Annotated in this window: 13 protein-coding genes; 1 reads left to right on the top strand and 12 read right to left on the bottom strand. The window is 66.1% G+C overall.

The window, feature by feature from the left end; all coding sequences use genetic code 11:
• Window positions 1-33 precede the first annotated feature (33 nt).
• Window positions 34-609 (bottom strand): TetR/AcrR family transcriptional regulator, encoded by a 576-nt coding sequence (locus tag PKE84_RS08535; protein ID WP_271176802.1) that lies wholly within the window; start codon window positions 607-609, stop codon window positions 34-36.
• 85 nt (window positions 610-694) lie between these two features.
• On the opposite strand from PKE84_RS08535, the gene PKE84_RS08530 reads away from it, so the two are divergent.
• Window positions 695-1,654 (top strand): zinc-binding dehydrogenase, encoded by a 960-nt coding sequence (locus PKE84_RS08530; protein WP_271176801.1) that lies wholly within the window; start codon window positions 695-697, stop codon window positions 1,652-1,654.
• Window positions 1,655-1,680: 26 nt separating this feature from the next.
• On the opposite strand, the gene PKE84_RS08525 is transcribed toward PKE84_RS08530, so the two are convergent.
• From PKE84_RS08525 to PKE84_RS08475, 11 genes are all read right to left on the bottom strand, one after another.
• The gene (locus tag PKE84_RS08525; RefSeq protein ID WP_271176800.1) at window positions 1,681-2,148 is read right to left on the bottom strand and encodes a YybH family protein; all 468 of its coding nucleotides are present in this window, start codon (window positions 2,146-2,148) and stop codon (window positions 1,681-1,683) included.
• A gap of 54 nt (window positions 2,149-2,202) precedes the next feature.
• Window positions 2,203-2,832 (bottom strand): LUD domain-containing protein, encoded by a 630-nt coding sequence (locus PKE84_RS08520; protein ID WP_271176799.1) that lies wholly within the window; start codon window positions 2,830-2,832, stop codon window positions 2,203-2,205.
• Window positions 2,829-3,293: a VOC family protein gene (locus PKE84_RS08515; RefSeq protein ID WP_271176798.1), complete on the bottom strand. Its 465-nt coding sequence runs from the start codon at window positions 3,291-3,293 to the stop codon at window positions 2,829-2,831. Before PKE84_RS08515 ends, PKE84_RS08520 begins: the two co-directional genes overlap by 4 nt.
• An 80-nt stretch (window positions 3,294-3,373) precedes the next feature.
• Entirely contained in the window at window positions 3,374-4,309 is a 936-nt protein-coding gene (gene sigJ / locus PKE84_RS08510) for an RNA polymerase sigma factor SigJ (protein ID WP_271176797.1), read from the bottom strand.
• A gap of 150 nt (window positions 4,310-4,459) precedes the next feature.
• Complete coding sequence (locus PKE84_RS08505) at window positions 4,460-6,370, bottom strand: glycoside hydrolase family 127 protein (protein ID WP_271176796.1); 1,911 nt, start codon at window positions 6,368-6,370, stop codon at window positions 4,460-4,462.
• The gene (locus tag PKE84_RS08500; RefSeq protein WP_271176795.1) at window positions 6,367-8,091 is read right to left on the bottom strand and encodes an amylo-alpha-1,6-glucosidase; all 1,725 of its coding nucleotides are present in this window, start codon (window positions 8,089-8,091) and stop codon (window positions 6,367-6,369) included. The genes PKE84_RS08505 and PKE84_RS08500 overlap by 4 nt, the downstream gene beginning before the upstream one ends.
• A 4-nt stretch (window positions 8,092-8,095) precedes the next feature.
• Window positions 8,096-8,914: a carbohydrate ABC transporter permease gene (locus PKE84_RS08495; RefSeq protein ID WP_271176794.1), complete on the bottom strand. Its 819-nt coding sequence runs from the start codon at window positions 8,912-8,914 to the stop codon at window positions 8,096-8,098.
• The gene (locus PKE84_RS08490) at window positions 8,911-9,747 is read right to left on the bottom strand and encodes a carbohydrate ABC transporter permease (protein ID WP_271176793.1); all 837 of its coding nucleotides are present in this window, start codon (window positions 9,745-9,747) and stop codon (window positions 8,911-8,913) included. The genes PKE84_RS08495 and PKE84_RS08490 overlap by 4 nt, the downstream gene beginning before the upstream one ends.
• 165 nt (window positions 9,748-9,912) lie before the next feature.
• A complete protein-coding gene (locus tag PKE84_RS08485) occupies window positions 9,913-11,163 on the bottom strand; it encodes a sugar ABC transporter substrate-binding protein (RefSeq protein ID WP_271176792.1) in 1,251 nt (416 codons plus the stop codon).
• Between the two features lie 66 nt (window positions 11,164-11,229).
• The gene (locus PKE84_RS08480; RefSeq protein WP_271176791.1) at window positions 11,230-12,237 is read right to left on the bottom strand and encodes a LacI family DNA-binding transcriptional regulator; all 1,008 of its coding nucleotides are present in this window, start codon (window positions 12,235-12,237) and stop codon (window positions 11,230-11,232) included.
• 121 nt (window positions 12,238-12,358) lie between these two features.
• Window positions 12,359-13,375 (bottom strand): LacI family DNA-binding transcriptional regulator, encoded by a 1,017-nt coding sequence (locus PKE84_RS08475; protein WP_271176790.1) that lies wholly within the window; start codon window positions 13,373-13,375, stop codon window positions 12,359-12,361.
• Window positions 13,376-13,719: the final 344 nt, after the last annotated feature.

The raw sequence follows: 13,719 nt of genomic DNA, 5'->3' as shown, positions 1-13,719 counted from the left end.
AGCCGACCCGCAAGCCCGCCAGCAGGCTCATCCTCAGGGGGTCGCGTCGCGTTCTGCCCGCAAGGCGTCGACGGCGAGCGTGGCGAACCGACGCGCTGCCGCATCCCGGCTAGGCGCGGACACGGATGCCAGCCCGCGGCCGGCGAGCAGTACGAGCACCAGGTCGTCGATCGTGAAGTCGGGCCGCAGTCGTCCTCGCCTCTTCGCCCTCGCGGCGAGGCCGCCCAGCATCCCAAGCAGTTCGCGTCGATGCTGGGCGAACACAGCTGCGCCGGGGCCGACGGAGAGGAAGGCGTCGACGAAGCCGTGGTTGCGGACGTTGAGGGCGGTCAGGCGCTCGATGACCGTGGTGAAGCCGTGCCACGGATCGGGATCGGCACAGCCTTCTTCGACGATCGTGCGGCACGCTGCCAGCTCGATGTCGAATGCCTCGTCGATCAGTGCCTGTTTCGTCGGGAACCGACGGTACAGCGTGGCGGGGCCGACCTCAGCGCGGCGGGCGACCTCGCGCATCCCGACGTCGAGGCCGCGTTCCGAGAAGAGCGTGCGCGCTGTCGTGAGGATGCGGTCCCGGTTGTCCTGCGCATCTGCGCGGAGCATCTGAGTCATGCACCCTCTTGTCGTTCTCACTTCGGCCAAGCGGACGGGGGCGTCCACTACCGTGAAGAGAATACCGCAGCGAGAAGGAGAACACGTGCGTGCGATTGCGATCCAGGAATTCGGCGACCCGGGCGGGATGGCGGTGGTTGATCTCCCCGCACCAGAACCTGGCGCCGGGCAGGTGCTGATCGAGACGGAGGCGATCGGGGTAGGCGGCGTCGACGCGGTCATCCGGCGGGGAACGCTCGGCTCCGGCTACCCGCGTGGGATGATCCCTGGCAGCGAGGTCGCCGGCACGATCATCGGCGTGGGTGCCGGCGTTGCTCCCTCATGGATCGGTCAGCACGTCTGGGCGTTCACGGGCACGGCGGGCGGTTACGGTGAGCTCGTCGTCGCGGAGGCGGTCGACGTGACCCCGCTCTCCGCCGGCCTGTCGCCGGTGGACGCCGTGACGATCGGCAGCGCCGCCACCGTCGCCAGGTTCGCCCTTGCCCGAGCACCCTTCGCTTCCGGCGAGTCGGTCCTGATCCGCGGCGCGGCGGGCAGTATCGGCATTGCCGCGGTGGAGCTCGCCGCACGCGGAGGAGCGTCCGTGGTCGCCGTGACCACGTCATCCGCGGAGCGCGGGCGGCGGCTCGCGGCACTCGGAGCCACCGACGTGCTCGACCGATCCGGCAACGGCAGCGGCGGTATCGTCCGGCGGTTCGACGTGATCGTGGACATCGTCGGAGGCGACGCCGTGCCGACCTTCATCGACCGGCTCGCACCCAATGGCCGCATGGTGCTCGTCGGCGCTGTGGCGGGCTTCCCGCCCGCGGACTTCGGGATGCGCCTCCTACAGAGCTTCCAGGAGTCACGATCCGTCGCCACCTTCAGCCTCGCCTCCATCGCCCCGTCCACGCGATCGTCCGCTCGCACCCAACTGTTCGAGGCGACCGCGCGCCGCGAACTCCACCCCGTCGTCCACGCGATCATGCCGCTCGAGCGTGCGGCGGAGGCGCACCGCCTCATGGACGAGGGCACCGTCTTCGGCCGCATCGTCCTGACCCCATGACCGACTCGGTCCAACATTGTGCGGACTCACTCCGGCTCGTCGGTGCTCCTGGTCGCAGGCTCCAGATCGGTGACGCCGTTGCCGGTTGCGATGTCGAGCGGGACAGAGACCTGGTCGTGGGCGATCACCCACCCGTCTCCGAGTCTCCGAAAGCCGAATGTGGCGCGAACCCACATCCCGCTTGTCGCCACCCCGTTCTTCAGCGTCCCACTCAACCGGCCGAAGCCGTGCCCGAATGCGACATCGTCACTCGCCACCACCGTGAAATCGCGGATCTCGTATGCGAGCTCGTCGAAGAACGCGAACGCGTTCTCCCAGTTCTTCATTTTCGCGTCGAGCCCGACATGCTGCAGCGGCGGGTCGATGTCGAAGGACACGACGTCCGTTGTGTACAGCCGGCGTAGGCCTTCGACATCCTTCGCATGCAGGCAGTATGCGAGCCTGTCGACCTGGCGTCGGATCGCGGCTTCGTCCACCTCGTGTTGTGTCGGCATTGCTCCACTCCTCCCGCTCATTCGTGTGTCATCGTGCTTGTCATGCCGGCCGGATCAGAATCCGATGGCAGCGCGCAGCAGTAGTACTGTGCTGCGACCGGGTTGCGGCTCTGCGTTCAGGACGAGGACGTGGTTCACTGCACTCGGCGCGCCATAAAGGGCCTGGGCACGACCACTCTCCAGCGGGAGGCAGTGTTGCTCGATGCGCTCCAACGCAGTGCTCAGGTCGGGAACGATCTTCTGCGCTCCCACGACCCAGATCCGGTTGGCAGCGCCTCCGGAGTATGAGGGCAGCTGACTTCCGGTTGCGGAAGCGATGACTAGCGAGCCCGCTTCCGTGACGGCTGCGACACTACCGACGACGACGTCGGGCGCGGCGAGCAGCTGTCGGATGTCGTTCAGCTGGGTGGCACGGTCCATGCTCACCGCGAGGGGCTTCAGCGCGTTGTAGCGGCCGCTGGCATTGATATCGCCTTCGATGCCGGAGAGACGAAGCGTCTCGCTCGCGCTGGTGAACACACTGGCGCTTTCGGGAATCAGTTGCCGAACGCGAACTCGCGCCGCATCCGGACCATCGAGCACTTCAGCGGCGAACCCCCGAGCACTCAGGGCATCGGCGACCCGTTCCAACCGAGACGCGGATGCCGGTTCGGTGAAGAGTGCGGCCGGCGTCACGCCGGTCATGACGGCTTCCGCTGCTGAAGCTCGGCCAGGCGATTCTCGATCTCCTCGTCCGGCACCTCCCGCAGGTGCTGATCGAACGCCCAGCGATGCCCGGAAGGGTCGAGAACCTCACCCGTCCGGACACCCCAGAACGCGTCATGAACGTCAGCGCTCACCACCGCCCCGCCCGCCACCGCCTGCTGCATCGCCGCGTCGGCATCGTCGACACCGAGCCGGTAGGCAGCCACGGAGACCCCGGTCGAGGAGGGAGCGGCCAGCGTCGTGCCCGGAACCGGCTTAGCCAGAGCGAGCTGCAGACCGTGCACGCGCAGGTCAGCAGTCGCGATGGACCCATCCGGCAGGCGAAGGATCCGGGTCACCGTCGCGCCCAGAGCCTGCTCGTACCATGCGATGCTGCGCTCGATGTCGTCGACGATCAGATGCAATGCGAAGTGAGGTGTTGTCGTGGTCGACGGATCCATATCTTCCTCCGGGGGTCGTGAACAAGTCGTTTCATCAGTACGACGACGCAGCCTGCGGAATGTGAGGGACGGTTCCCGGCCTAGGCCCAGTTGCGCAGCTTCTCGGGGTTCCTGATGACCCAGAGCCGTTGGACACGGTGCTCCGCGATGTCGAATGCGTACACGGCGACCGTGACGCCCTCGTCGATCGCGACGAGGCCCGGCTGGCCGTTGACCGTACGTTCGAGCAGCGCCAACGCACCGGCTCGCTGTGCGAGGGCGACGAGGTAGCGGGCGATCTGCTCGCCACCCTCGATAGGGATTACCGACGCAGTGGCACGGCCGCCGCCGTCCGCCACGGCTGTAGCCGACGGGTCGAGGACTTCGATCAGCGCACCGATGTCCTTCAACTCCCATGCTCGCTTGAACTCCCGGACGACTCCTGCCCGTTCAGCCGCGGGAACCGCAGCCGGCCTGGCATCTTTGATCCGACGCCTGGCCGAAGACGCCAGTTGGCGGCAGGCCGCCGGTGTGCGCCCCACGATCTCGGCGATCTCGGGGAACGGGAACCGGAAGACATCGTGGAGGAGAAACGCTACGCGTTCGGCGGGAGTCATCGAGTCGAGTATCACCAGGAAGGCCATGTCGACAGACTCGTCGAGCGTGATCCGGTCCGCCGGATCACGAGGGTCCCCTGCCCCGCCGCCGTGCCACTCGACCGCATCAGGCACGGGTTCCGGGAGCCATTCGCCGACATAGCGCTCCCGTCGGGCGCGCGCCGAGCCGAGCAGATCGAGGCATACGCGACTGACGACGGTGTTCAGCCAGGCGCCCGGCGATGTGATCGCCTCCTGCTGTTCAGCGGAAAGGCCGTACCACCGGGCGTATCCCTCTTGAACGGCATCCTGCGCGTCGGCAAGGGAGCCGAGCATCCGGTAAGCCAGATTCAGCAATGACCGCTGCTCGGCGAGGACGGAGTGTTCCCTGGGCACGTCCTCGTCTGTACGTCCTTGTCTGTCGTTCACGATGTCCTCCACTTCTTCGACGAAGCAACGGGTCCTACTGTGAGCCATCGCCATCATCATCGCGCGCTGTCGTGACCGGCGCGCCGACGTTGCCGCTAGGGACCTGGCCGCCATCGCCGATGACTTCGATGGCGGCCAGGAGCTATTCGCCGGCAACAGGAGCTATTCGCCGGCAAGCGGCAGGAAGACTCTCATCGTGCTCGGTCCGCGGTTCGCCCACTGGAAGTAGGGGCGAAGTTCGACGGTCGTCTCGGATCGTCCGTCGGCGGACGGGGATGAGCCGTACGGCCACACCGCGGAGCCAGGCTCGGTGATCGCGATCGACACCGAGGCGCCGTCCGGCGTCTCCCGCAGCGGGCTGCCGGTTCTCAGGCTGACGGAGTCCACCTGCAGCGCCGCGGGGAGGTCGGTCGATTCGACGCACAGCACCAGCGGGCCGCGTTCGACGGCGGCGGTGCCACGCAGTGCATCGATGCGGGGATCGGGATATGTCAATCGCGGGGCCAGCGGAAGGTCGAGCAGCAGCGGCTCGTTCGGGTCGAAGCGCCTCCGCAGGCGCACGTACCCGTCCTCGGCGGCGAGCGTTCCCCCGCCGATCGTGATGGCAGCATCCCCAGCCCACGACGGGATGCGCACGCTCAACTCGAGCTCGTCGTCCGCCTCCACAGTGATCGAGACGTGTCCATCGAAGGGGTAGCCGAGTGTTCGCATCTGCAGCCGGACCGGCGAGCCGTTGACGGACGTCGCGACATCGAGGTCGCCGAACTGGTGGAGCTGCAGGCCATCGGACGACGCCGTCGCGAAGTAGGACGCGACGCTCGCCAGGGTGCGGGCGACGTTGGTCGGACAGCACGAGACCTCGAACCAGGGCGCCCGGAGACTCGCTTCGGCACGCTCGCTCAGCTCGTCCTCCACGGGTTCGGACCCGAGGGTTCGCTGGTGCAGGGTGTTCGTGTAGTAGAAGGCTTTCCCGTCCTCCCTCGGTGATACGAGTACGGCGTTGAGCAGGGTGCGCTCGATCAGGTCCGAATACTTGGCCTCGCCGGTGGCGAGGAGCAGCCGCCAGCTGAGCATCACCGATCCGATCGCAGCGCAGGTCTCCGCGTAAGCCCGATCGGCGGGCAGCTCGAAGTCGCTTCCGAACTCCTCGTTCTGATGATGCGACCCCACTCCGCCGGTGAGATACGTCCGCGCAGCCAGCGTGTTCGTCCACTGACGTTTCACGGCGTCGAGCAGCTCGGCGTCACCGAACTCGGTCGCAACGTCGACGGCACCGGCCGCGAGGTACTCCGCTCGCACGGCGTGACCTCTCAGAACGTTCGCGTCTCGCACGGGGATGTCGTCGAGGAAGTACTCGCTCGATTGGAAGAGTGTGGTCTTGAGCCGGCCGCGGCCGCGGCGCTCGATGAAGATACGGGCGAGCTCCAGATACCGGGGTTCCGACAGTGCTCGTCCTAGTTCGGCGAGCGCCGGTTCGATCTCGGGATGCCCGCAGATCGCGTCGCGGCCGTTCGGCCCGAACTCGATGTACACGTGGTCAGCGAGACGCCGGGCGACGTCGACGATGAGGTCGTCGTGCCCCGTTCGAAGCCGGGCGACCGCTGCCTGGAACAGGTGCCCGAAGCAGTAGAGCTCGTGACCCCATTCGAGGTCGGAGAACCTCGGCCTCTGGCCTTCACGCCCGAACGAGGTGTGTAGATAGCCGTCCGGCTCCTGCGCTGCCGCGACACGGGAGACGAGGGAGCGGTAGGTCCGGTCGAGTTCGGAATTGTTGCTTCGGCCCAGTTCCCACGCCATCGCTTCGAGCAGCTTATAGACCTCCGAGTCGACGAACTCGATTCCGTCGTGATGATCGGCGACGGTGCCGTCTGCGGCACGGTCGAAGTTTCCGATCCAGCCGATGCGCTCCATCCAGGTGAGGCAGTGGTCGATGATCGTGGTCGCGTTGAGGTCCTGCTTGTGCGCCCAGAAGCCGCCGACGATGCGCGCTTCCTCCGATCCGAGCGGCCGGAAGACCGATCGGGACGGGCTGACCGGACCACCGGCCGTGGTCGCGTCGAGGGTGTCGGTCATCGTTCTCCTGAAGTCTTGGCACGGTTGCGGCGTGCCGCATCGGTCGTCAAAGTGAGGTAGCAGCTCGCGGTCCAGGTGTACGCGCGATCACGGAGGCCTTCGCCGGTCACCGCGTCGAAGTTCTCCGCGAATCCCGAGCGCTCGCACGCTGCACGGAAGCTGCTGCTCACCCGGTCGGCGAGGTCGGTGTGACCCGCGCGCCGCAATCCGTCCTCGATGAGGAAGGTCGACGGTGCCCAGATCGGACCGCGCCAATAGCCGTCGCTCTCATAGAGGTCGGAGGCGACCGGCTCGGTCGCCGGTCCCCACTCCGTCAGGTGCTCTCCGATCGTCGCCGCGAGAACAGCGGCGACGTCGTGCGGCAGTTGATCACCGAGAACGATCGGCAGCGAGTTCAGCAGGCTCGTCGCCGGTGCCGTCGCACCGCTGACCGCATCCTTGGCGATGAAGCCGGAGCCGGTCCACAACTCCGAGAACAGGGCTGACTCGATCGCCGCAGCGGCCGAGTCCCACTCGTCGCCCGATTCATCGAGAACGGCTGCCAGGGTGCTGAGTTCGCGGAGCTGCAGAAGGAGGAACGCGGCGAGATCGGGCGAGACGATCACCCGAGACGCGTCGAACGTGGTCGAGTTGTCCCAGCCGCTGTCGTTCCCGTGCTGATAGTAGGGAAGTGGTGCTCCTGGCGCCCGACGGTAGTTCAGCCAGAAGCGGGACCAGTCGGCCAATCGTCCGTGGACCAGCTTCAGCTCCTCGGCGGTGAACGGTCGTGCGGATCGCGCCCTCAGCTGGGCGAAGGCCCAGCCGTGGATCGGGGGTTTGACGAAGTTGTAGAGCACCTCGGAGTGAGTGATGGAATCCGGCAGTGCGCCCGATGCGTCCTGGTGGTCGAAGGGCAGCAGGAACTGGGCGAGAGCAGCATCCGGATCGGCATCGGCCAGAGCGATGGCGTTGAAGCAGTGATCCCAGCTCCACACCTTGTCCATCCAGTGCTTCGACATCAGGATCGCTTCTCTACCGACGAAACCCGACGGAGAGACAGTGGCCGACCAGAGCACGTACGCCGCCTTCACCTGTGCAGCGCTTTCCCCGGGGTCGCCGAGTACTCCGCGGGCGTACTTCTGGAACTCGAGCCGCTGCCGGGAGAGAAGCTCGTCGAAGGTCGAGCGGCGATCGTACGGAGAAGCGGCCGTCTCGAACTCCTCGAGCGCGATCTCCCACGGAACGGCCGAGTCGAGGGTGATGTCCCGCTCCGCCGCTCCGACGACACCGGCCCCGGTTACGCGGGAATCGCCGGTCACGACCGTGAGACGGTAGCGCCGCCCGGACTCGTAGCTCGTGAGAACTGTCGAACCGTCGAACGGGTCGATGAAGAGGTAGCCGCCGGTGAACGGCGTGAGCTCCGACGACGCGACGAACCGCATCCCGAGCCCGGTGCCGCGCAGGCGGATCGCGCTCGGTCCGTCGAAGACGGCCTCGATGGATCCGGCGGACGAACGCCAGGCGAGCACATGCGGCATCATGACCGTGTCCGCGGAGACCGGTTCGTCGCCCACCACCGGGATCAACCCGAGAATCGGGTGCATTCCCGTCTGGTGGGTGACCAGATGCACTTCGTCGGAGCGCCGGTGGAGTCCCACGACTCGGGAGAGGTCGATCCAGGCGCCGCGAGTGGAGAACGGCACCTCGTCGATGTCGAGTTCGAGGTCTGTGGTCTGCAGCACGGGCTCAGTCCTTGACCGCACCGGCGGTCACGCCGGCTGCGACGTACTTCTGGGCGATGACGAGCAGCAGCGCGGCGGGTATGGATGCGACGACCGCGGTGGCCATGATGGCATTCCATTCCTGGTTGTTGTTGCCGATGTACTTGTAGATGCCGAGTGTGATCGTCTGCATCGTGCCGCCGCTGTTGAGCGTGGACGAGAAGATGAAGTCGGACCACGCCCACAGGAACGCGAACAACGACACCGTGACGATCGAGTTGCGGCTGACGGGTAGCACGATCGAGCGGAACGTGCGCCACGTGCCTGCGCCGTCGATCTTCGCGGCGCTCATCAGCTCGTCGGGGATGCCCGACATGAAGGCGCTGAAGATCAGCACGCCGAACGGGACGGCGAGCGTGGAGTCGGCGATGATGAGTCCCCAGAGCGTGTTCAGGATGCCGAGGTTCAGGTAGATGGCGTAGAAGCCCATCGCCATGATGATGCCCGGGATCATCTGGGCGATCAGCAGCACGAAGTTCATCGCTCCGCGACCCTTCGGGCGCAGCTTCGCCAGGGAGTACGCGGCCGGTGCCGAGATGGCGACGGTCAGCACGACCGTTCCGAGTCCGATCAGCAGGCTGGTTCCGAGGTATGGGAGCTGGTCGCTCAGCACCGCCTGATAGCCCTCGAATGTCGCATGGATGGGGAACAGGTTCGGCGGGCTCTTGCGCATCTCGGTCGTCGGCGTGAGCGAGACGTTGATCATCCAGTAGACCGGGAAGAGCATGATGAGCGTCAGAACGAGCCCGACGATCGTCTTCCACCAAGGACGCTTCCCGTTCATGCGATGTCCTGCTTTCGCTGGGTGCGGATATAGATGAATCCGAAGATCAGGGCGATGACGATCAGCACGTTGCCGACCGCGGCCGCCGGGCTGAAGTCGGGCAGGGTCGATGCGAACCCGAGCTGATACGACCACGTCGCGAAGGTCGTCGACGATGTGCCGGGACCTCCCCTGGTCATGATCCAGATGATGTCGAACACCTTGAGGGTGTAGATGAGGCCGAGCAGGATCGTGATCGCCGAGACCGGCTTCAACAGCGGGAAGGTGATGCGCCAGAACTTCTGCCACCCGTTGGCGCCGTCGAGCGACGCCGCTTCGTAGAGGTCGGTGGGGATGTTCTGAAGACCCGAGTAGATGATCACCAGATTGAACGGGATGCCGATCCAGATGTTCGCGATGATGACGCTCGTGAGCGCCCAGTCCGGCGACGTCAGCCAGTTGATGCCGTGCAGCCCGAATGCGTTGAGCACCGAGTTCACAACGCCGGAGTCGCTGTTCAGCATCCACGACCAGGTGGACGCCGAGACGATGAGCGGAAGGAGCCACGGAACGAGGAACAGCGCGCGAAGAGTCGCCGACAGACGGAAGTTCTGGTAGAAGAACACGGCCAGCGCCATGCCGATCGTGAACTGGAAGATGATCGACACGATGGTGAAGAGAGCCGTGTGCAGGAAGGCCGGCCCGAAGGTCGGGTTCTGGAAGATCTTGATGTAATTGTCGAATCCGACGAACGGCGCACCCCCCTGAACGAACGAGCGCACCGTGTAGTCGCGCAGGCTCAGCTCGATGTTGCGATACAGGGGGTAGGCGTAGAACACCGCCAGGTAGATCACTACCGGAGCGAGGAACGCCCAGGCGGCCCACTGCGGGGATCGCCGGCGCCGGGGTCGAGGCCGCGGCGGGGTGGCGGAGGCCGCCACCCCACCGGGGTGTCCGACAGAACCGGGAGGAACTGTCTGAGTGGTTGTCATCGGTTTACCTTTGGTGCGTTGTTTCGATTACTTGGTCGCCGCTTCGGCCGCGGATTGGGCTGCCTTGAGTGCGGCCTGCGGCGTCTGGGAACCGCTCAGCGCATTCTGTACCGCACCCCACAGCTGCTGCGAGATCTTCGGGTAGTCGGTGCCGAGGTCGTCGCTGGTGCGGCCCTTGGCTGCGGCGACCGCATCCACCCAGGGCTTCAGCTCGGGGTTGGCTGCGACCTGCTCCTTCTGAGCAGCCTCTGTCGGAGCGATGTACGAGAGGGTCGTGTCGGTCTTGACGAAGTTCTTCGTGCTCGTCAGACATTCGGCGATCTTCTTCGACGTCGCATACCGCGCGGTGTCCTTCTGGACGGGAAGCGTCATGAATTCGCCACCGGTCGGCGCAGCAGCGTCTCCGCCGTCGATGCCGGGAACGGTGAGGATGCCGTAGTCGATGCCCGCCTTCTTGACGTTGCCGAGCTGCCACGTGCCGTTCTCGCCGAATGCGAAGTCACCCGTGGCGAACTCCTGCCAGCTGGTGGTCTGCGTGTTGTTGATCACCGAGTTGGGTGCGTACCCCTTCTTGACCCAGTCGGTCCACAGTGCGAGGGACTGGACGGCCTTGTCGGAGTCGAGCTGCTTGAGGTTCGCGCCGGAACCCCAGAACCACGGCAGGAACTGGAAGCTGCCCTCTTCGGTGCCGATCGCGGAGAAGGTGATGCCCTTCTTGCCCGCGGCGGTGACCTTGCCGAGAGCATCCGTGAGACTGCTCCAGTCCTTGACAGTGGCGATGTCGACGCCGGCTGCCTTCAGAACAGTCTTGTTGTAGTACAGGGCCAGGGTGTTTGCGCCGATCGGAACTCCGTAGGTCTTCCCGTCCAGCACACCGGCGGCCAGGATGTTCTTCTGGATGTCGGCGGTGTCGAGCTTGTTCTCCGAGGTGCTGGTCAGGATGCCCGCATCCGCCAGGGTGGAGACGACCGGGTTGTCGACGAGCAGCAGATCGGGCGAGCTCCCCTGCTGACCGGCGAGCAGGGCCTTGTTGGTCAGATCGCTGGTGTCGTAACCGGTGCGCTTGACGGTGACTCCCGCATCCGTGCCGCACTGCTCGACCAGCTTCGTCCAGTCGGACGACGCGTCGAACTGGGGGTACGGATCCCAGAATGTGTACGAGCCTCCAGCGCTGCCGCTGGACCCCGAGCCGGAGCTCGAGCAGGCTGCGACGCCACCGACGACGGCGGCGGCGAGCACCGCCGCGCCGATGAGGCGCGCGCGCTTGTGTGCGATCACAGTATTCCTCCTTGAATTGTGCATTGTGTGGCTCGGGAAGCTGAATGTGCTGTCATGGTCACGGGTCTATCGGGTGCTTCCGCGAACGGTGAGATCGGGTGCGATGAACCGGGTGACCGGTGCTCCTGCGAGCTCCGGTTCGGCGATCCTCCGCACCAGTTGCCGGACCGCTTGCTGGCCCAGCTGATCGGGCGAGCTCTCCACCGCCGTGTACGGCAGGGAGAACGCTCGACCGAAGTCCTTCGAATAGAGGCTGACGACCGAAAGGTCGTCGGGCACGCGGGTTCCGCGTGTAGCGAGCACCGACGGCAGGGCCGCGATGGTCGCGTCGTTGTGCACGATCAGCGCGGTCGCCGTGGGTCGTGCATCCAGGATGGCGTTGATGCTCAAACCGATTGCCGGCTGCTGAGCCTCTCCGTAATAGGGATGGATCTGGAGTCCGTAACGCGCGCCGCGCTCGAGCGCAGCGTCCCGGAACCGCCAGCCGTATGCACCTCCACGGTCGAAGACGTGCCGAGGCGGCGAGACAACGATGATCTCCCGGTGTCCGAGCGCGTGCAGGTGGTCGACGAGAATTCGCGCCGACTCACCGAAATCGAGGTCGAAGACGTCGAGACCCTCGGTGCGTTTAGGGAGCCCGACCAGGGCGCCGGGCTGCGGCGCCGCACGCAGCGTGTCGAGGCGGGGATCCTCGTGCACGACGTCGAGCAGCACGACGCCGTCGACCATGCCTGTTCCGGTCACCCGGCGCAGCGCTCCGGTCGCATCCGTCTCGGTCACGAGCAGGATGTCGTAGCCCAGTTCCCGCGCCGTGTCCGAGACCGGGAGCACGTACTGGAGCATCGCGGGCGCGAACTCGTCCTGGTGGAACTGCGTGAGCAGTCCGATGACCATGGTCTGGGATGTCGCGAGCGCCCGCGCTCCCGCGTTGGCCGTGAATCCGAGGGCGACGATCGCCTTGTCGATGCGGGCGCGGGTCGAGGGGGAGATGGGCCGCTTGCCCGAGATGGCGTACGAGACGGTGCTGGGCGATACGCCCGCATGCCGCGCCACGTCCATGATCGTGATCGCCACACTCCACCTCCTCATCGTCGAACCGGTTCGATCAATGTAGCGCCCACCGGGCGCGGAAACAAGTCGAAGCGGTTCGACAATTTCGATGCGACCATGCGAGGGCCATCAAGATGCGGCCGGATCAGGCGAGCGTGCGGGTGCTCCCCCGGTCGACAAGCACCGGCTCCACGAAACGCACGAGGGGCGCCCCGACGTCCGGGTCCCCCGCGATCCGCCGGATCAGCCGCCTCACGGCCTCCTGCCCGAGCCGGTCGGGCGACGTCTCCACCGAGGTGAACGGCAGCGAGAACGCTTGCCCGAACTCGCGCGAGAACACGCCGACGACCGAGAGATCCTCCGGCGCGTGGAGCCCCCGTTCGTGCAGGTACGACGGCAGAGCTGCGATGGTCGCGTCGTTGTGGATGATGAGCGCAGTGGCTTCCGGCGAGGAGGCGAGCGCCGCATCCAGCGCCTCGACGATGGCCGGCTGGCGCGAATCGCCGTAGTGAGACGAGACCCGGATGCCGTAGCGGGCAGCGCGCTCGATCGCCGCGTCCCGGAAGCGCCAGGCATACGAGCCTCCGCGATCATAGACGTGGCGTGGCGGCGTGATCAGCACCACATCCCGATGCCCGAGCTCGGCCAGATGGTCGACGACGAGTCGGGCCGCTTCGCCGAAGTCGAGGTCGTAGCTGTCGAATCCCTCGCCGTTGCGGGCGTATCCGATGAGAACGGCGGGCTGGACCGCCTCACGCAGAGCCTCGAGACGCACGTCGTCGTAGGTCACGTCGAGCAGGACGACGCCGTCGACCATCGCGGACGACGTGGTGCGTTTCACCGCACCGGCCACGTCGCTGTCGGTGACCATGAGCAAATCGAACCCGTTCTCGCGGGCCGCGGTCGAGACCGGAAGCACGTACTGCAGCATCGCCGGCGCGAACTCGTCCTCCTGGAACTGCAGATACAGTCCGAGCACCTTCGTCTGCGACGTAGCGAGAGCGCGGGCGCCGGCATTGGGCGTGAAGCCGAGTTCGGCGATGGCCGCCTGGATGCGATCCCGCGTCTCCTCGGAGATCGCGCGCTTACCCGACAGCGCGTAGGAGACGGTGCTCCGTGAAACACCGGCCGCACGTGCGACGTCGCCGATCGTGGCCGCCATCTTCCTCCTCGAACATCCTCACGATTGTCCCACGGTGCGTGCTCATCGGCCGGGAGCGGTGCCGCGACGGTTCGCATCCGCTCGCCGCCGCGCTTCGAACCGCCTGTCGAATCGGTTCGCCAACTGCTCTTGACGAATTCGTTCGGACGGGTCTAATTTGCAAACATCACATGTCGAACCGGTTCGACATTTGATCCTCTCGGCAGGCACCGACCGCCGCCGACGCGATGCAAGGGAGCATCTCTGGTGAAGCACCTCCTCGATGGCGAAGGCTGCTCCATCCGCTGCATGTCCCCTGGCACACGCCGCCGACTCTCGCACGCGCATCCGATGCGCTGCCTGTT

The sequence above is a fragment of the Leifsonia poae genome (assembly GCF_027921845.1).
In the GTDB taxonomy this organism is placed as follows: Bacteria; Actinomycetota; Actinomycetes; order Actinomycetales; family Microbacteriaceae; genus Leifsonia; species Leifsonia poae.
Note: the sequence above shows the minus strand (reverse complement) of the source record. Positions and strands in the feature narration are given on the sequence as shown.